General features: G+C 73.2%; 12 protein-coding genes. 10 read left to right on the forward strand and 2 right to left on the reverse strand.

Annotation, left to right across the window (positions count from 1 at the left end):
• The first annotated feature begins 187 nt into the window (after positions 1-187).
• From ACWDR0_RS18520 to ACWDR0_RS18555, 8 genes are all read left to right on the forward strand, one after another.
• Positions 188-928: an ABC transporter ATP-binding protein gene (locus ACWDR0_RS18520; RefSeq protein WP_456352752.1), complete on the forward strand. Its 741-nt coding sequence runs from the start codon at positions 188-190 to the stop codon at positions 926-928.
• Between the two features lie 291 nt (positions 929-1219).
• On the forward strand, positions 1220-3763 hold the full coding sequence (locus ACWDR0_RS18525; RefSeq protein ID WP_456352753.1) for an ATP-binding protein: 2544 nt from the start codon (positions 1220-1222) through the stop codon (positions 3761-3763).
• A gap of 172 nt (positions 3764-3935) precedes the next feature.
• On the forward strand, positions 3936-4622 hold the full coding sequence (locus tag ACWDR0_RS18530; RefSeq protein ID WP_384717271.1) for a response regulator: 687 nt from the start codon (positions 3936-3938) through the stop codon (positions 4620-4622).
• Between the two features lie 235 nt (positions 4623-4857).
• Complete coding sequence (locus ACWDR0_RS18535; protein WP_456352754.1) at positions 4858-5208, forward strand: OB-fold nucleic acid binding domain-containing protein; 351 nt, start codon at positions 4858-4860, stop codon at positions 5206-5208.
• Positions 5209-5211: 3 nt separating this feature from the next.
• Complete coding sequence (locus ACWDR0_RS18540) at positions 5212-6036, forward strand: DUF3159 domain-containing protein (protein ID WP_456352755.1); 825 nt, start codon at positions 5212-5214, stop codon at positions 6034-6036.
• 283 nt (positions 6037-6319) lie between these two features.
• Positions 6320-9835 carry an FtsX-like permease family protein gene (locus tag ACWDR0_RS18545; protein ID WP_456352756.1) on the forward strand — a complete coding sequence of 1172 codons (3516 nt, stop codon included), beginning with the start codon at positions 6320-6322 and terminating at the stop codon, positions 9833-9835.
• A gap of 349 nt (positions 9836-10184) precedes the next feature.
• Positions 10185-12929, forward strand: coding sequence for an FtsX-like permease family protein (locus tag ACWDR0_RS18550; protein WP_456352757.1), 2745 nt, complete (start codon positions 10185-10187; stop codon positions 12927-12929).
• Positions 12926-13912 (forward strand): ABC transporter ATP-binding protein, encoded by a 987-nt coding sequence (locus tag ACWDR0_RS18555; RefSeq protein WP_456352758.1) that lies wholly within the window; start codon positions 12926-12928, stop codon positions 13910-13912. Before ACWDR0_RS18550 ends, ACWDR0_RS18555 begins: the two co-directional genes overlap by 4 nt.
• A gap of 166 nt (positions 13913-14078) precedes the next feature.
• Here ACWDR0_RS18555 and ACWDR0_RS18560 read toward each other — a convergent pair whose 3' ends face one another.
• Both ACWDR0_RS18560 and ACWDR0_RS18565 read right to left on the reverse strand, forming a co-directional pair.
• Positions 14079-14747, reverse strand: a complete 669-nt coding sequence (locus ACWDR0_RS18560) for a potassium channel family protein (RefSeq protein WP_366264459.1) — start codon at positions 14745-14747, stop codon at positions 14079-14081.
• Entirely contained in the window at positions 14747-15415 is a 669-nt protein-coding gene (locus ACWDR0_RS18565; protein WP_456352759.1) for a potassium channel family protein, read from the reverse strand. The genes ACWDR0_RS18560 and ACWDR0_RS18565 overlap by 1 nt, the downstream gene beginning before the upstream one ends.
• A gap of 255 nt (positions 15416-15670) precedes the next feature.
• Between ACWDR0_RS18565 and ACWDR0_RS18570 the strand changes: the two genes are divergently transcribed.
• Entirely contained in the window at positions 15671-17710 is a 2040-nt protein-coding gene (locus tag ACWDR0_RS18570; RefSeq protein ID WP_456352760.1) for an APC family permease, read from the forward strand.
• Between the two features lie 253 nt (positions 17711-17963).
• On the forward strand, positions 17964-19313 hold the full coding sequence (locus ACWDR0_RS18575) for a class I SAM-dependent RNA methyltransferase (RefSeq protein WP_456352761.1): 1350 nt from the start codon (positions 17964-17966) through the stop codon (positions 19311-19313).
• Positions 19314-19748: the final 435 nt, after the last annotated feature.

The following is a 19748-nucleotide window of genomic DNA, read 5'->3' on the forward strand; positions in this document are numbered from 1 at the left end:
CGTGTCCGACGGGCCGCGCCCCCTGGTTGTCCACAGGGGGTGCGGCCCGTCGCCGTTTCGCCGTACTGTGCCGAAAACACCGGGTGAACGGTGGGGCCGGGGCGGTACCCGGCCGCGCCGCGGCAGCCGGCACCCGGATCCAGAACGCGGATCCGGACGGACGAACGGGAACGACCGGGGGGCAGTGATGAGCGGGGACGGGCGCACCGGCACGGCGGCCGTGCTGGACGGGCCGGAGGGCGGCTCCGGCGGCGGGCCGATGGTACGGGTGGAGAACCTGCACCGCACCTACGGCTCCGGAGCGGGCGCCGTACATGCGCTGAGGGGGGTCTCCTTCGAGGTGCCCCGGGGCGAGCTGGTGGCCCTGAAGGGCAGATCCGGGTCGGGGAAGACGACGCTGCTCAATCTCGTCGGCGGCCTGGACGGGGCCGACGAGGGGCGGATCGTCATCGACGGCACCGACCTGGCCGGACTGGACGAGGACGGGCTGCTGGCGCTGCGGCGCGACCGGATCGGTTTCGTCTTCCAGTCCTTCGGGCTGATCCCGATCCTGACCGCCGCGGAGAACGTGGGTGTACCGCTGCGGCTGCGCAGGGCGCCGGTGAAGGAGCGGGACGAGCGGGTGGAGCTGATGCTCGCACTGGTCGGTCTGACCGATCACGCGGCCCAGCGCCCCACGGAGCTGTCCGGCGGGCAGCAGCAGCGGGTGGCCATCGCCCGGGCCCTCGCCAACCGCCCGGCCCTGCTGATAGCCGACGAGCCGACCGGACAGCTCGACGCGGAGACCGGGCTCTCCGTGATGGAGCTGCTGCGGGCGGTCGTCCGGGCCGAGGGGGTCACCGCGCTGGTCGCCACCCACGACGCCCAGCTCCTGGGCCTTGCGGACCGGGTGCTGGAGCTGCACGACGGCGAGATCACCGAGCACTGATCCCGGCTGCCGTACGGGCCGCTGCCGCCGCCCGGCGGCCGGACCGGGCCCGGATCGTTCCGGAGTGTCCCGCCGCAGGTCGGCGGGGTCACCCGGCCCGGGAGTCCCGTCCCCGGGGGCGGGGTCCGGCCGGCGGAGGCCGCCCGGGGCCCGGTCCGCATCAGAATCGCGTCAATACCGTCTCCGGTGCCGCCACCCCACCCGTTTTGCCCGGTTCCCCCGCCGTATCGTCGGAGCGCACGAGCGGAACGGCGGAAACGCCCGGCCGCCTTTCTGAAAGACAATGGGGCCATGGGACGCGGCAAGCTTCGGATCTACCTCGGCGCGGCACCGGGCGTGGGCAAGACGTACTCCATGCTCTCCGAGGCCCATCGCCGGGTGGAGCGCGGCACCGACTGCGTGGTGGCCTTCGTGGAGCACCACGACCGGCCGCGGACCGAGGTGATGCTGCACGGTCTGGAGCAGATACACCGCCGTGAGCTGGAGTACCGCGGCGGGGTCTTCACGGAGATGGACGTGGACGCCGTCCTGGCGCGGCGCCCCGCGGTGGCCCTGGTGGACGAGCTGGCGCACACCAATGTGCCGGGCTCGCGGAACGCCAAGCGCTGGCAGGACGTGGAGGAGCTGCTGGCGGCCGGGATCGACGTGATATCGACCGTCAACATCCAGCACTTCGAATCACTCGGTGACGTCGTGGAGTCGATCACCGGGGTCCGGCAGCGGGAGACCGTGCCGGACGAGGTGGTGCGGCGGGCCGATCAGATCGAACTGGTCGACATGGCTCCGCAGGCGCTGCGCCGCCGGATGGCGCACGGGAACATCTACAAGCCCGACAAGGTCGACGCCGCCCTGTCGAACTACTTCCGGCCCGGGAATCTGACCGCGCTGCGGGAGCTGGCGCTGCTGTGGGTCGCGGACCGGGTGGACGAGTACCTCCAGCAGTACCGGGGCGAGCACAACATCCGTTCGACCTGGCAGGCCCGGGAGCGGATCGTCGTCGGACTGACCGGCGGGCCCGAAGGGCGCACCCTGATCCGCCGGGCGGCCCGGATGGCGGCCAAGGGTTCGGGCAGTGAGATCCTCGCGGTCTACATCGCCCGCAGCGACGGTCTGACCTCGGCCTCGCCGAAGGAGCTGGCGGTCCAGCGGACCCTGGTCGAGGACCTCGGGGGGACGTTCCACCATGTCGTCGGCGACGACATCCCGTCCTCGCTGCTGGAGTTCGCGCGGGGCGTCAACGCCACCCAGATCGTGCTGGGGTCCAGCCGCCGCAAGACCTGGCAGTACATCTTCGGTCCCGGGGTGGGAGCGACCGTGGCCCGGGACTCGGGCCCCGATCTGGACGTCCATATCGTCACCCACGACGAGGCGGGCAAGGGCCGGGGGCTGCCGGTGGCCCGCGGCGCCCGGCTGGGCCGGTCGCGGATCATCGCGGGCTGGCTGGTGGGCGTCGCCGCGCCGGTGCTGCTGGCGCTGCTGCTGACGGCCCTGGACGACTCGCTCGGGCTGGCCAACGACGTACTGCTGTTCCTCTTCGCCACCGTGATGGCGGCGCTGCTGGGCGGGCTGCTGCCGGCGCTGGCGTCGGCCGCGGTCGGTTCCCTGCTGCTGAACTACTACTTCACACCGCCCGTGCACACCCTGACCGTGTACGACCCCAAGAACATCGTCGCGATCGTGATCTTCTTCGCCGTCGCGGTGGCGGTGGCGTCCGTGGTGGACCTGGCGGCGCGCCGCACCCATCAGGCGGCCCGGCTGCGGGCCGAGTCGGAGATCCTGTCGTTCCTCGCCGGGAGCGTGCTGCGCGGGGAGACCTCGCTGGACGCGCTGCTCCAGCGGGTCCGGGAGACCTTCGGCATGGAGTCGGTGGCCCTGCTGGAGCGGAGGAGCGACGTCGATCCGTGGACCACGGCGGGCAGTGTCGGGCCGCGCTCCGTCGTCCGGCCCGAGGACGCCGATGTGGACATGCCCGTCGGGGACCATATGGCGCTGGCGCTGTCGGGGCGGGTGCTGCCCGCCGAGGACCGCCGGGTGCTGGCCGCCTTCGCGGCCCAGGCCGCCGTGGTCCTCGACCGCCAGCGGCTGGTCGGGGAGGCGGAGGAGGCCCGCAGGCTGGCCGAGGGCAACCGCATCCGGACGGCTCTGCTGGCCGCCGTCAGCCACGATCTGCGGACTCCGCTGGCGGCCATCAAGGCGGCCGTCACCTCGCTCCGGTCGGACGACGTGGCCTGGTCCGACGAGGACGAGGCGGAGTTGCTGGAGGGCATCGAGGACGGTGCCGACAGACTTGACCAGCTTGTGGGGAACCTTCTCGACATGTCCCGTCTCCAGACGGGTACGGTCACCCCGTTGATGCGGGTGACCGATCTCGACGAGGTGGTTCCCATGGCCCTGGTCGGTGTGCCGGACGACAGTGTCGAGCTGGACGTGCCCGAGACCCTGCCGATGGTCACCGTCGACCGCGGGCTGCTGGAACGGGCGGTGGCCAACATCGTCGAGAACGCCGTCAAGTACAGCCCCGAGGGGACTCCGGTGACCGTGGCGGCGAGCGCGCTCGGCGCGCGGGTCGAGGTCCGGGTGGTCGACCGGGGCCCCGGGGTGCCGGACGAGGAGAAGGAGCGGATCTTCGAGCCGTTCCAGCGGTCCGGGGACGCGCCGCGCGGCGCGGGGGTGGGGCTGGGGCTCGCGGTGGCCCGCGGCTTCGTGGAGGCCATGGGCGGCACGCTGACCGCGGAGGACACCCCGGGCGGCGGAATGACCATGGTCCTGACCCTGACGGCGGCTCCCGGCACCGAACCCGCGAAGGCCGATCTCCCCGCACAGGTCACCTCGTGAGCCGCGGCCCACGGGCCGCCGCCCGGGACCGGGAGCGACACCGCCGGTACCTGTCCCGCGGGACCCGGTGAGGGCCGTGAGCACCGCGAACACCGCTGAGGCAGTACAGGCAGCGCGGGCCGTGAAGGCCGTGAACACAGCAGCAACCGAAGGACGGAAAGGCAGGCCGGGAATGACCAGGGTGCTGGTGGTCGACGACGAGCCGCAGATCGTACGCGCCCTCGTGATCAATCTGAAGGCGCGCAAGTACGAGGTGGACGCGGCCCCCGACGGGGCGACCGCGCTCCAGCTCGCCGCGGCGCGCCACCCCGATGTGGTCGTCCTCGACCTGGGCCTGCCCGATATGGACGGGGTCGAGGTGATCAAGGGGCTGCGGGGCTGGACGCGGGTGCCGATCCTGGTGCTCTCCGCGCGGCACACCTCCGACGAGAAGGTGGAGGCGCTGGACGCCGGCGCCGACGACTACGTCACCAAGCCGTTCGGTATGGACGAACTGCTGGCCCGGCTGCGGGCCGCGGTCCGCCGGGCCGAGCCGGTGGGCGGCGGCGACGACGATGTCGTCGTGGTCGAGACCGAGGGCTTCACCGTCGATCTGGCCGCGAAGAAGGTCAACCGCGACGGCCGGGACGTCCGGCTGACGCCGACCGAATGGCATCTGCTGGAGGTCCTGGTCCGGAACACGGGCCGGCTGGTCAGCCAGAAGCAGTTGCTCCAGGAGGTCTGGGGGCCCTCCTACGGGACCGAGACCAACTACCTCCGTGTCTATATGGCGCAGCTGCGGCGGAAGCTGGAGACCGACCCCTCCCACCCGAGGCACTTCGTCACCGAGCCGGGCATGGGCTACCGCTTCGAGCGGTAGTCCCCCGGTCGCCGCAGGTGACGGCCCCGGCCACGGGAACGGGCGCCCGGCGGGCCGGTTGCCCGGGCCGTCGCGGCGGTTGTCCACAGGGTCCCGTCCGGCCGGGTGGACTCCGGGGCACGGCCGGTACGCTTGCTGCATGAGTGCACCTCCCTCCGGGGCGCCCGGAAGCGGTTCCGGGCCCGGTTCCGGACCGGCCGGTCCGGCGCCGAGACCGGCCGGCCGGCTCCGCCGCATGTTCGACCGTCTGGCCAGCTCGCGCCAGGACCTGGAGTCGGAGGAGCTGCGGGAGGACGCACAGGTGTCCGGGTGCACCCGGATCGCCGAATGCACGGATCGCCAGATCGTCCGGGTGACTGGTACGTTGCGCACGGTGACCCTGCGTCCCAGGGCCGGGGTGCCCGCCCTGGAGGCCGAGCTGTTCGACGGTACGGCCCCGCTGGACATCGTCTGGCTCGGCCGCCGCTCCATCGTGGGCATAGAGCCGGGCCGCAGGCTCATAGCCTCCGGCCGTATCTCCATGAGCCACGGCCGCCGTGTGCTGTTCAACCCCAAATACGAACTCCGACCGCTCGGACAGGAGTAGCCGGTGACGTCTTTCGACAAGCCGACCACCACCCCCGCCCCCTCGGCCTCCTCGCCGGACGCCTCCGCCACGGGCTCCACGGCGCCCGGAGAGCGGGGCCCCGACGGCGCTCCGGCGGGCACCGCCCCCGATCCGGCCGATGTCAGGGCGGTCACCGAAGCCGCGCTCTTCGACGCCTTCGGCGGCATCCGCGGCATGGTGGAGACGGTCGTCCCCGGTCTGCTGTTCGTCACGATCTACACGATCAACCAGGACCTCCATGCCTCCGCGATCGCCGCGCTGGCCGTCGCCCTGGTGCTGGTCGCCGCCCGGCTGGTCCTCAAGGGCACCGTGAAGCACGCGTTCAGCGGTGTCTTCGGTGTCGCCTTCGGTGTGGTCTTCGCGATGATGACCGGCAACGCCAAGGACTTCTATCTGCCGGGCATGCTCTACACCCTGGGACTCGGTGTCGCGTATGTCGCGACCGCGGCGGCCGGTGTGCCGCTGATCGGGCTGATGCTGGGCCCCGTCTTCAAGGAGAACCTCTCCTGGCGGACCCGTAACCCCGGCCGCAAGAAGGCGTACACCAAGGCCAGCTACGCCTGGGGCGCGATCCTGCTCGCCAAGTGCGCCATCCTCTTCCCGCTCTACTTGTGGGCCGATACGGAGGAGCTGGGGTGGGTGCTGGTGTCGCTCAAGATCCCGCCCTTCCTGCTGGCCGTCTATCTGACCTGGGTGTTCCTGGCGAAGGCGCCGCCGCCGATCGACGTCTTCGCGGAGATGGAGGCGGAGGAGCGGGCCGAGCGGGAGCGCAAGGCCCGGCAGACCGCGGAGCAGGGCGAGAGCTGATCCGGCGGTGACCGGTGCCGTCCGGGGCGGCTTCCCGTCGCACCTGACCGGCCCGGTATCCGTCCGGCGGTGACCGGCCCCGGCCGCCCCCGGAGCGGCGGGGCGGCGGCCGGTTTCCCGGCCCGCCGGACCGTGACCCGTTCCGGCCGCTCCGTACCTCTCCCGACGGTCACGATCTGATCAACTCCCGGGTCAGGACGTGCCCTCGGCCGGTGCCCTCTGCAACGATCCGAACGCGAAAGATGTTTCGGGGGCGGCCCGTGGGGCCACAGGGGGATGACCGGTGACGGCCTTTCTGTTCCACCGTGCGCGCGGTCACCGGCTTCTGCTGGCCGCCGCACTGCTTGCCGTGCTGCTCACCGCGTCGGTGCTGGCGGCGCTCGCCGCCTTCGCCGGATCCGTGGGGGATGCCGGGCTGCGCCATGCGCTCGGTACCCGGGACGCGGCCGCGGCCTCGCTGATCATCACCTCGGACGACTCCTCCGCCGACCGGAGCGCCGCAGCCGAGGGGGCCCGGCGCGGTTCCGAGCGCGCCTTCGACGGTCTGCCCGTCACCCTGCGGCCGTTCGAACGCTCGGCGCCGTACTCCCTCCCCCGCGCGCTCCAGCCGCCCGCCGCCCGCCAGGGCGAGCCCGATCTCACCATGCTGGCGGTCGTGGACCGCTCCAAGGTGCAGCTGGCCTCCGGTGCCTGGCCCTCCCCCGCCGCCGGGCCGGTCGTGGAGGTTGCCCTGCCGGAGCCGGCGGCGCGGGCCCTGAAGGCGGCCGCCGGGCCGCGCGTGCTGACGCTCGCCAGCCGGCTCGGCGGACCCGCGGTCCAGGTCCGGGTGGTCGGCGTCTACCGGGTCACCGACCGCGACGACCCGTACTGGCAACTGGACGAGCTGCGCGGCCGCGGGGTGCGCGCGGACGTCTTCACCACCTACGGCCCCCTGCTGGCCGATCCCCGGGCCTTCGCCTCGGAACGGATCGCCAAGGGCGGCCCGGCCTGGCTGGCGACCGCCGATTTCGGCGCTCTGACCGGGGAGCGGATCGACTCGCTCCGCTCGTCCGCCCGCGCGAGCCAGAAGCTGCTGTCCGCACAGCCCGGTCTCAAGGGCGGGGTGGTCGCGAAGACCTCCCTGCCGGAGGTCCTGGACCGGATGGAGCGGGCCCTCCTGGTGGCCCGGGCGACCCTGCTGATCGTCTCGCTCCAGCTGGTCCTGCTCGCCGGTTACGCGCTGCTGATGGTGGCCCGGCTGCTGAGCACCGAGCGGGAGTCCGAGACCCGGGTCCTGCTGGCCCGTGGTGCCTCCCGGCGCCGGATCGCCGCCCTGTCGGCCCTGGAGGCGCTGATTCTCGCGCTGCCCGCCGTGGTGTGCGCGCCGCTGCTCGCCGGGCCGCTGACCGCGCTGCTCGCCGGTCAGGGGCTGCTGGCCAGGATCGGGCTGAAGGTGGAGACCGCGCCGACGGCCGCCGTCTGGCTGGTGGGCGCGGCGACCGCGCTGGCCTGCGCGGCGGCGGTGGTGGCTCCGGCGATCGGCGCGGCCCGCCGGTCGGCCCGGGGCCGTACCGGCACCCTGCCCGGCCCGGTGCGGGCGGGCGCCGATATCGCGCTGGTCGCGGTGGCGGGGGTGGCGTACTGGCAGCTGGAGCGGCGGACGTCGGGCAGCGGTGCGCTCACCGGCGACCGCGGCGGCGAGCTGGGCATCGACCCGCTGCTGGTGGTGGCACCGGCGCTGGCGCTGCTCGCCGGGACCGTACTGACGCTGCGGCTGCTGCCGCCCGCCGCACGGCTGGCCGAGCGGTGGGCCGTACGCGGCCGGGGGCTGGCGTCCGCGCTGGCGGGCTGGCAGCTCAGCCGCCGTCCGGGCCGTGGCGCGGGGCCGGCGCTGCTGCTGGTGCTGGCGGTCGCGCTGGGCATGCTGGCGGTCGGTCAGAGCGCTTCGTGGGACCGTTCGCAGGACGATCAGGCGGACTTCCGGGCGGGCGCCCCGGTACGGGTGCTGAGCGCCCCCACGGTCCCGTTCGGGCAGGGCGGTGTCTACGACGGTATGCCCGGGGTCCGGGCCGCCGTTCCCGCCGCCCGGCAGACGATGGCGCTGACCGGCGGCCGCCAGGCGACGGTGCTGGCCCTGGACACCCGGCGGGCGCTGAACCCGGACGGGGCGGGGGTTCCCGGAGCCGCGGGCGCCGGAGACTCCACAGCCGCAGGTTCCAAAGCCGCAGGCTCCACAACCGGAGGTTCCCCGGCCGGAGGTTCCCCGGCCGGAGGGGCCGCGGGCGCGGCGCGCGCCGTCGGCGGAGATGCCACCGGGGCCGGTCTCCGGCTGCGGGACGATCTCGCGGCGGGCGGGAACCCCGAGCGGTCGGTGGCTTCCCTGCGGCCGCGCGGCGAACCCCGCGCCGGGCTGGTGCTGCCCGCCGACGCCCACCGGCTGGAGCTGGACGTCACCCTGGGGGGCGCGTACGACGGGCCTTGGGGCACCGCCGGCTTCGACGTCCGGAGCATCAGTGAGCCCGGGCTGAGCGCCTCGGTCACCGTGGAGGATCGTTACGGCGTGCCGTACCGCCTGCCGCTGGGCAATCTGTTCCCCGACGGCAAGCGGCACCGGGTGGTACTGGACCTGGCGAAGGCCGCGGAGGCGCCCGTCGGCCGTCCGGCGGGGCCGCTGGCGCTGACCGCGGTCGAGTTCGACGAGGAGGGCTTCCCGGACCGGATCGCGCCCAAGTGGCTGAAGGTCGCGGTCCGGTCGGTGGGCGCCGACGGAACCGCACGGCCGGTCGCCCCGGCCGCCGGGCTCTCCTGGAAGGCCACCGCCACCGTCACGGCGGGCGACGAGGACCCGGCGGCGAAGCGGCCCGCCGTCACCGGGGTGACCGTCTCGCCCGGCGTGCCGCTCGACCTGCGGTACCACACGGGCACCGGTGAGTACGGCGACGGCTGGGGCGAGACGCGTTCGGTGACGGTCCGGGTCACGGCCGTACGGCCGCCGGCTCCCGAGCCGCTCGCCCTGGCCACGGAGTCCTTCCTGGCCGCCCGGGACGCGAAGGTCGGCTCCCGGATCCAGGTCCCGATGCCGGGCGGTGACATCACCGTGCGGATCGCCGGGGTGCTGGAGGCCGTACCGACGACCGGTCCCGGCGCGATCGACGCCTCGGCCGTACGGCCCGAACTGGACGGCGGCTCGCTGCTGCTCGATCTCCCCGCGGTCAACCGGGTGCTCGCCGAACGGCCCGCCGCGTCCCTCCCGCCCGGTGAGTGGTGGCTGTTCACCGAACCGGGGCAGGCGGCGCGGGTCGCGGCCGCGCTGCGCGAGCGGGCCGAGGTCGACCCCTCGCAGATCCTGGTACGGGACGAGATCGCCCGGGAGTTGCACGAGGATCCGCTCGGCGCGGGCCCGCAGTCGGCGCTGCTGGCGACGGCGGCGGCCGCCGCTCTGCTGGCGGCGGTCGGTTTCGCGGTGGGCACGGTGGGAGCGCTGCGGGAGCGTTCGGCGGAGTTCGCGGTGCTGCGGGCGCTGGGCGCGCCCCGGCGGTTGTCCGCCCGGCTGCTCGCGGTCGAGCAGTCCCTGCTGATCGGTCTGGGCCTGCTGATCGGGGTGGCCCTGGGCGCGGTGCTCACCCGGGCGATCGTGCCGCTGATCGTGCTGACGGGCGGAGCGGCCAGGCCCGTTCCGGAAGTTCTGGTGGAGCTGCCCCTGGGCCGGGTGGCGCTGCTGGTGGTGGGCGTCGCGGCGGCGCCCGTACTGATCGTTGGCGCCCTGATGCTGCGCAGGACCGACCCGGCGGCGTCGCTGCGGGCGCAAGGAGGCGAGTGACGGTGAGGGCGACGGTGACGGGGCAGTGGCTCCGGGGCGTCGGCGGGCAGCGGGCGGACGGGTGTTCGCGGGGCGCCCGGCGGTGCTCGGGGGCGGGGCCGGTTGCGTACGGCACCGGGGTAACGGGCCGGGCGTCGTACGGCGCCGCGGCGCCAGGGGATCCTGCGGTGCGCCGGACCGCGATACCGGGGCGGTCGGCGTACGGCGGCGCGCTCGCCCGATGCGGATGCACGGCCTCGTACCGCACCACAACACCACGACCGGTGGCCCACGGCACCGCGGTCACCCGGCGGCAGCACCATGCGCCGGGCCCCGCGGCCCACAGCGCGGGTGTCCGGGGGTGGTGGGCATGGTGAGGATCGTCGCGCCCTGGGTGCGGACGCGTCTGCGGACCGCTCCGGTGCCCGCCTTCGCGGTCTTCGTGCTCGTCGCGGTCACCGCGTTCCTCTGCGCGGCCTTCCCCCGCGCCGTCGACGCCTACGAGGGCGAGGGGCTGCGCCACGGGCTCGAGGTCGCCGTGGCCGACCAGAGCACGCTCAGGTTCTCGGCCGCGCCGGAGGCGCCGTACGACACCACGGACCCGGCGCTGGTCCGGGCCGTGAGTCCGCAGGGGATGGCGGAGAGTCAGCGGCGGATCCTGCGGAAGCTGCCGGAGCCACTGCGCGCGGACGTCCGGGAGTCGTCGTACGGGGTGCGGAGCCAGCGCCCGATGCGCGGGCGGGCCCCCGGGCTGACCGAACTGGACGGCGGGCTTCCGGTGTTCACGCTGGTCGCGCCCGCCGGGCTGGCCGGGCACTCGGTCCTGCGCTCGGGGCGGCTGCCGGAACCCGGGGCCGCCGCGTCCGGAGCCCCGGCCACCGAAGCCGTGGTGACCTCGGCGACCGCGAAGGCGCTCGGGATCAAGGTGGGGACGGTCGTCCGGGTGCCCCGGGCCGGCGGTGGGCCGCTGGCGGTGGCGGTGACCGGGATCGTGGATCCGGTGCGCCCCGCCGGGGCCTACTGGTCGGTCGACCCGGTACTGCGGACGCCCTCGCTCCGCCATACGGACGACATGCCGCCCGCGCCCTACTGGCACGGCGCCCTGCTGCTGGCACCCGGCGCCGCCCCGGCGCTGCTGGGGCTGGAGAACGAGGCGGAGCCGTACTGGAACGTCGCCGTCGATCCGCGGGGCTTCGGCGCCCACGATCTCGACGCCGCGCGGCGCGCGGTGGCGTCGGTGGAGAGCGGCCCGGTCCTCTCGGAACTGCGGGAGGCGGTCTCCCCCGGGCTCCAGGTGATGTCGGGGCTCTCCGGGATCTTCGAGGAGTACGCGGCGGTCCGGGGCGCCATCGGCCCGGTGGTGTCGGTGGCCGCGTTCGGTGTGGGCGGGGTGATCGCGGTGGTGCTGCTGACGGCCGGCGGTCTGGCCGCCGCCCGCCGACGCTCCGAACTGGCGCTGCTGCGGGCGCGGGGCGGTTCCATGCCGGGCATGGCGGGCCGGCTGCTCGCGGAGACCGCGGTTCCGGCGGTACCGGCCGCGCTCGCCGGAGGGGCGCTCGCGATATGGCTGGTGCCCGGCGGGCGGCTGTGGCCCTCGGTGCTGGCGACGGTTCTGGTGACCGTCACGGCCTGTGCCGCGCTGCCGTTGCGGGCCGTACTGGCGCACCGCAGGCCGCGGGCGTCGGGCGGCCGCGACGATATGGTCCGGGCGCGTCCCTCCCGCCGCCGTACGGTGGCCGAGCTGACGCTGCTCGCGCTGGCCGTGGCCGCCGCGGTGACGGTCCGCAGACGCGGTACCGCGGACGGGGCCGAGCAGGGCGTGGACCAGTTGGTCAGCGCCGCTCCGGTGCTGCTGGGCGTGGTGGCCGCGCTGGTCCTCGTCCGGCTGTATCCGCTGCCGTTGCGGCTCGCGGCGCTGCCGGTGGCGCGGCGGCGGGGCGCGATCGGCTTTCTGGCCCTGACCCGGGCCGGGCGGGCGCCGTCGACCACGGTACTGCCGCTGCTCGCGCTGCTGCTGGCACTGGTGACAACGGCGTTCGGAGGGTCGGTGGTCGCCGGGGTCGAGGGCGCCCGGGACCGGGCGGCCGTGCTGTCGGTCGGGTCCGATGCCCGGGTCGAGTCGGCCGTCCCGCTGCCGAAGGGGCTCCCGGACGCCGTACGGAAGGTGTCCGGAGTGACGGATGTGGTGGAGGTGTACCGGGAGACGGATCTGAGCCTGCGGGACGGGGACGACGCCCGGGGCGTGACCCTGCTGGCCGTCGAGCCGGAGGCGTACGCCCGGCTGGCCCGCTCCACCGGGCTCGGCGGTTTCCCGGCGGGCGCGCTGCGCGGCGGGGCCTCCGGGCCGGTGCCCGCGATCGCCTCGCCGGGTGCGGCGGAGCGGCTCGGCGGCGGGCCCAGGACCATCGGCCCGCTGAGCGCCGCGCTCACCATCCGGGTAGAGGCGGTGCGGAAGCTGACGCCCGCACTGTCGGACGGCGAATTCGTCCTGGTCGACATGGCCGCGCTGACCGGTCCGAAGGCACCGACGACCCTGCTGATCGGCGGTGGCTCGGTGGCCGGTGACCAACTGCGGGCGGCGGTCCGGAAGACGGACCCGGCCGGGGACGCCCGGGTGGCGCTCAGGTCCGAGGTGCGGGCGGAGTTCGCGGAGTCGCCGGTGCAGACCGGGGCCGAGCGGGTCTACGCGGTCGCGGTGGCGGCGGCGGCCGGGTATGCCGTACTGGCCCTGCTGCTGGCGCTGCTCCAGGCCGCTCCGGAGCGCGTCGCGCTGCTCGCCCGGCTGCGGACCATGGGGCTGACCCGGCGTCAGGGCCGTCGGCTGCTGGTGCTGGAGAATCTGCCGGGATCCGTACTGGCGGGCGCCGGGGGCGTGCTCGTGGGGTGGGCCGTGGTACTGGTCCTCTCCCCCGGGATCGACCTGAGCAGGCTGGCGCACGCCTCGGGCGGGACGGCGGTGGACCGGGTGCCGGTGCAGCTGACCGTCGACGTCTGGAGCCTGCTGCTGCCGGGAGCGGGTGTGGTGGTGCTCGCGGCGGGGGTGGCCGCGGTCCAGGCCTGGCTGACCACCCGGCGTTCCTCGACGACCGAACTGAGGGTGGGAGATTCACGATGACGGATCCGACGACCACGGCCGCCGCCTCCGCGGCCACACTGGAGCAGTTGGAGGAGCGGGTCGCGGCCCGGCGCGAGGGGCCCCGCTACGGGCACGACGCGCTGATCACCTGCGACCGGCTGGTCCGTATCTTCACCGCGGACGGCGTCGAGGTGCAGGCCCTCCAGGGGCTCGACCTGCTGGTCCGGGAGGGCGAGCTGATGGCCCTGGTGGGCGCGTCGGGCAGCGGGAAGTCGACCCTGATGAACATCCTCGCGGGCCTCGACGTGCCGACCGCGGGCGCCGCGGCCGTGGCGGGCTTCGATCTGCTGACCATGGGGGCGAAGGAACGGCTGAGCTACCGCAGGGATGTGGTGGGCTTCGTCTGGCAGCAGACGGCGCGGAATCTCCTCCCCTATCTGACGGCGGCACAGAACGTGGCGCTGCCACTCCAGTTGCGGGGGCGCACCGGCCCCCGGGAGATGCGGGGCCGGGCGGCCAAGGCTGCCCGGGTGGAGTTGCTGCTGGGGCTGATGGGGGTGGCGGAGTGCCGGGACCGGCGGCCGCACCAGATGTCGGGCGGTCAGCAGCAGCGGGTGGCGATCGCGGTGGCGCTGGCGAACGAGCCGTCGGTGCTGCTGGCGGACGAGCCGACCGGTGAGCTGGACTCGCATACGGCGGAGCAGATCTTCGCGGCCTTCCGGCGGGCGAACGAGGAGCTGGGAACGACGGTTGTGATCGTCACGCATGACCAGTCGGTGGCCTCCGAGGTCCGCCGTACGGTCGCGATCAGGGACGGCCGCACCTCGACGGAGATCCTGCGACGGACCGAGGTCGACTCGGCGACCGGCCAGGAGTCCCTGGTGGCCCGGGAGTACGCGATGCTCGACCGGGCGGGCCGGCTCCAGTTGCCCGCGGAGTACACGGAGGCGCTGGGGATGCGGGACCGGGTGATGCTGGAGCTGGAGCGGGACCACATCGGGGTGTGGCCGGACGACGAGTAGCCCTGGAGCTGTACGGGGCGGGTCGCGGGCCGGGCGGGGTGGCCGGGGCCGTCGATCGCGGCGGCCGCGGCACGGGGCCGGGGATCCGGCGTCCGCGCCCCGGGCCGGGGATCCGGTGGGCGTCCGGCCCGGGACAGGGCCCCGGGCCGGTTCCATTCCTCTGCCGTCAGACCTCGTTGCGCGGCGAGAGCAGGTCCTCCAACTGCTCCTCGCGCGCCGGAGCGGCGACGAAGAGCAGTTCGTCGCCCGCCTCCAGGGTCTCCTCCGGGCTCGGGGTCAGCACCCGGGAGCCGCGGATGATAGTGACCAGCGAGGTGTCCTCGGGCCAGGCGACATCGCCGATCCGGGTGCCCGCGAGCGTGGACTCCGGCGGCAGGGTCAGCTCGACCAGGTTGGCGTCGCCGTGGCTGAAGCGCAGCAGCCGGACCAGGTCGCCGACGCTGACCGCCTCCTCCACCAGGGCCGACATCAGCCGCGGGGTGGAGACGGCGACATCGACGCCCCAGGACTCGTTGAAGAGCCACTCGTTCTTGGGGTTGTTCACCCGGGCGACGACGCGGGGTACCGCGTACTCCGTCTTGGCCAGCAGCGAGACGACCAGGTTGACCTTGTCGTCGCCGGTCGCCGCGATGACCACGTTGCAGCGCTGGAGCGCCGCCTCGTCGAGCGAGGTGATCTCGCAGGCGTCGGCGAGCAGCCACTCCGCCTGCGGCACCCGCTCCACGGAGATCGCGGTCGGCGCCTTGTCGACGAGGAGTACCTCGTGTCCGTTCTCCAGCAGCTCACCCGCGATGGAACGGCCCACCGCGCCGGCACCGGCGATTGCGACCCGCATCAGTGACCGCCCTCCTCTGGGCCCTCCGCGAAGGCCGCCTCGACCTTCTCGATCTCATCCGTACGCATCATCACGTGGACGAGGTCGCCCTCCTGCAGCACGGTCTGCGAGCTCGGCAGCACCGCCTCGCCCAGCCGGGTGAGGAACGCGACGCGCACCCCGGTCTCGTCCTGGAGCCGGCTGATCTTGTGACCGATCCACGCGGACGAGGTGTGCACCTCGGCGAGCTGCACCCCGCCGCTGGGATCGCGCCAGAGCGGTTCGGCGCCGGACGGCAGCAGCCGCCGCAGCATCTGGTCGGCCGTCCAGCGGACGGTGGCGACCGTCGGGATCCCCAGGCGCTGGTAGACCTCGGCGCGCCGGGGGTCGTAGATACGGGCCGCGACGTTCTCGATGCCGAACATCTCGCGGGCGACCCGGGCCGCGATGATGTTGGAGTTGTCACCGCTGCTGACGGCGGCGAACGCACCGGCTTCCTCGATACCCGCCTCGCGCAGGGTGTCCTGGTCGAACCCGACACCGGTGACCCGGCGGCCGCCGAAACCGGAGCCCAGGCGGCGGAAGGCCGTGGGATCGCGGTCGATCACCGCGACCGTGTGTCCCTGATGCTCCAGGGTCTGTGCGAGAGCGGCTCCCACTCGCCCACAACCCATGATGACGATGTGCACGACCGTCCTTCCACCCGTCCATATTCTTTACTCGTTTTTTGGACTTTATGTGCTTTCCCGCACATTCCCCCGGAGCGGCCTTCCAGTTTTTACCGAGACTTAAAGGTCCCCGGGATTAAAGGGTCTCAGACCGCGCCCAAAGCTACACACGCACGGTGCCCCAAGGGACCCCCGGTGCCCCAGGAACCACAGATTCCGGCCCACTCTCCGGGCGGCGGGTGGGGAGCGCCCATTCGAACGCTTACGATCCTCTCCGTGTCCAAACTGACCGACCTGCCCAAACGGATCCTCATCGGCAGGGCCCTTCGCAGCGACCGCCTGGGGGAAACGCTCCTCCCCAAGCGCATCGCGCTGCCCGTCTTCGCCTCCGACCCGCTGTCCTCGGTGGCGTACGCACCGGGCGAAGTGCTGCTGGTGCTCTCCATCGCGGGTGTGGCGGCGTACAGCTACAGCCCGTGGATCGCGGCGGCGGTCGTCGTCCTGATGTTCACCGTCGTCGCCTCCTACCGGCAGAACGTGCACGCCTACCCCAGCGGCGGCGGCGACTACGAGGTGGCGAACACCAATCTCGGTCCCAAGGCCGGACTGACCGTCGCCAGCGCACTGCTGGTGGACTACGTCCTCACCGTCGCCGTGTCGATCTCCTCCGGAGTGGAGAACCTGGGCTCCGCGGTCCCGTTCGTCGTGGAGAACAAGGTCCTCTGCGCGATCGCGATCATCGTGCTGCTCACTCTGATGAATCTCCGCGGTGTCCGGGAATCCGGCAAGCTCTTCGCGATCCCCACCTATGTCTTCGTCGCCGGGGTGTTCGGGATGATCGCCTGGGGCGCGTACCGGGGACTCGTACTCGACGAGACGATGAAGGCGCCCACCGCAGGTCTGGAACTGAAGGCCGAGGAGGCGGGGCTCGCCGGATTCGCGCTGGTCTTTCTGCTGCTCCGGGCCTTCTCCTCCGGTTGTGCGGCGCTGACCGGTGTCGAGGCGATCAGCAATGGCGTACCCGCATTCCGCAGGCCGAAGTCGAAGAACGCCGCGTCGACCCTGGCACTGATGGGCGCACTGGCCGTGACGATGTTCTGCGGGATCATCGGGCTGGCGCTGGTGTCCGACGTACGGATGGCGGAGGACCCGGCCCACGAACTGCTGCGCGACGGCGTCCCGGTCGGCGGCGACTATGTGCAGAACCCGGTGATCTCGCAGGTCGCGGCTGCGGTCTTCGGGGACGGGACGTTCTTCTTCGTGCTGCTCGCCGCGGCCACCGCGCTGGTGCTCTTCCTGGCCGCGAACACCGCGTACAACGGCTTCCCGCTGCTCGGTTCGATACTGGCCCAGGACCGCTATCTGCCGCGCCAGCTCCACACCCGCGGCGACCGGCTCGCCTTCTCCAACGGCATCGTGGCCCTGGCGGGCGCGGCGGCGCTGCTGGTGTGGGTGTACGGGGCCGACTCCACCAAGCTCATCCAGCTGTACATCGTCGGGGTGTTCGTCTCCTTCACCCTCAGCCAGACCGGCATGGTGCGGCACTGGAACCGCCATCTGAAGACCGAGAAGAACCCGGCGCGCCGCCGCCGGATGATCCGCTCGCGGGCGATCAACGCCTTCGGCGCGTTCTTCACGGGCCTGGTGCTGGTGGTGGTCCTGGCGACCAAGTTCACGCACGGGGCGTGGGTGGCGCTGCTGGGGATGGTCTTCTTCTACGGGGTGATGAGCGCGATCCGGCGCCACTACGACCGGGTGGCGGAGGAGATCGCGGCGGCCGAGGGGCCGAGCGACGACAGCGTACGGCCGTCGCGCGTGCATGCCATCGTCCTGGTGTCCAAGGTCCACCGGCCGACCCTGCGGGCGCTGGCCTACGCCAAGCTGATGCGCGTCGACAAGCTGGAGGCGCTCAGCATCAACGTCGACCCGCAGGAGACCAGGGCACTGCGCGAGGAGTGGGAGCGGCGGAACATCAACGTGCCGCTGAAGATCCTCGACTCCCCGTACCGGGAGATCACCCGCCCCGTCATCGAATACGTGAAGGGGCTGCGGCGGGAGAGCCCGCGGGACGTGGTCAGCGTGATCATCCCGGAGTACGTGGTGGGCCACTGGTACGAGCATCTGCTCCACAACCAGAGCGCGCTGCGACTGAAGGGCCGGCTGCTGTTCACGCCGGGCGTGATGGTGACCTCGGTGCCGTACCAGCTCGTCTCCTCCGAGGCGGCGAAGGAACGGGCCAGCAAGCGGCAGGACTGGAACGCGCCGGGATCGGTGCGGCGGGGGCCGGTGGACCGGGAGCCGAGCACACGGAAGTAGGAGTACGGGGGCGGGCGGGGGCGGGCACCGGTCCGGGTGGGGTTCAGCCGCCTCGGCGCACCAGCCTGCGTACGCACCATCTCGCGTACGCACCACCCCGCGGATCCACGGCCGTGCGGATGCGCCATCCCGCGTCCACACCGGCCCCGAGGGCGGTCCGGACTGCCCGGCGCGGGTGCGCCGGGCCCTCCCCGCCCGCGTAGACTGGTGGGCTGCCCCGCAGTGAAGCGCGTAAACCCCTGGAGCCGACCGCATGCCGCACGACACGTCCGACGCCCCGTCCGTCTCCCCCGCCTCCCTGGTGGGCACGGAGTACGAGGTCGAGGTCGGTCCCGTCGCCCACGGCGGCCACTGCATCGCCCGTACGGACGAGGGCCGGGTGCTCTTCGTCCGGCACTCCCTGCCCGGCGAGAAGGTGATCGCCAAGGTCACGGAGGGTGACGAGGAGTCGCGTTTCCTGCGTGCGGACGCGGTACGCATCCTGGATGCCGCCAAGGACCGGGTCGAGGCACCGTGCCCGTTCTCCGGCCCCGGCAGGTGCGGCGGCTGCGACTGGCAGCATGTGAAGCCGGGTGCGCAGCGGCGTTTCAAGGGCGAGGTGATCGCCGAGCAGCTGTTGCGGCTCGCGGGTCTGACGCCGGAGGAAGCGGGCTGGGACGGCACGGTGGTGCCCGTGGAGGGCGACAAGCTGCCGCCCGGCCAGGTCCCCGCCTGGCGCACCCGGGTCCAGTACGCGGTCGACGCCGAGGGCCATGCGGGGCTGCGCCGCCACCGCTCCCACGACATCGAGCGGATCGACCACTGCCTGATCGCCGCGCCCGGGGTCAGCGAGCTGGGCGTGGAGAAGCGCGAGTGGCCGGGGATGGCCTCGGTGGAGGCGATCTCCGCCACCGGCTCCCACGACCGGCAGGTGGTCCTCACCCCGCGCCCCGGCGGCCGGCTGCCGCTGGTGGAGCTGGACCGCCCGGTCTCCGTACTCCGTGTCGACGAGCGCGACGGCGCCGTCCACCGGGTCCACGGCCGCGCGTTCGTCCGCGAGCGTGCCGACGGCCGGACCTACCGCGTCGGCAACGGCGGCTTCTGGCAGGTCCACCCGCAGGCCGCGGACACCCTGGTGAAGGCGGTCATGCAGGGTCTGATGCCCCGTAAGGGCGAGACCGCGCTCGACCTCTACTGCGGCGTCGGCCTCTTCGCGGGCGCCATCGCCGAACGCGTCGGCGACCAGGGCGCGGTGCTGGGCATCGAGTCCTCCAAGCGCGCCGTCGAGGACGCCCGCCACAACCTGGACGACCTGCCCCGGGTCCGGGTCGAGCACGGCCGCGTGGACCGGGTCCTCCCCCGTACCGGCATCACCGAGACGGACCTGATCGTCCTCGACCCGCCGCGCGCGGGCGCGGGCAAGCAGACGGTCCGCCGGCTGGCGTCCCTCGCCCCCCGCCGTATCGCCTACGTCGCCTGCGACCCGGCGGCCCTCGCGCGCGACCTGGCCTACTTCCGCGAGGTGGGCTACCGGACCCGGACGCTGCGGGCGTTCGACCTCTTCCCGATGACGCACCATGTGGAGTGCGTGGCGATCCTTGAACCGACGGCAAAGGGCTCCTGACCTGCGATTTCGCGTGTGTGCGGTGTGGGCGTTACGGGCGATATCTTGACGCTGAAATGACGCTCGAGACGCTCATTTGACGCTCGTTCTGATGGGGTGTCAGGCAGTTGTTCCTGCAGCTGGCGCCGGGGTGGGCGCACTCCGCAGGAGGTCTCACTTTGCTGTCTCTTGGTGCGATTCCCGGTCAGTGTTCCACAGGGATGCACCGTAGGTGTTGCTGGTGTCGTCGGCGGGGACAGCGATGCCGGTATCCCGGACGCCGGTGAGCTCGCGTACCGCGGTGCTCCACACTTCGGCGTGGCGACCTAGTTGATCACGTCGCTTGCAAGAGGAGTCGTCGGCGCGCACCATCAGCCCCGAATCCTCCGTTTCTCCCCGCTCTGGCCGCTGCCTGGGCGACAGCATGGTTAGGGTAGATGGGTTGATCGGCTGGAG

This window comes from Streptomyces sp. NPDC003691, assembly GCF_053981115.1.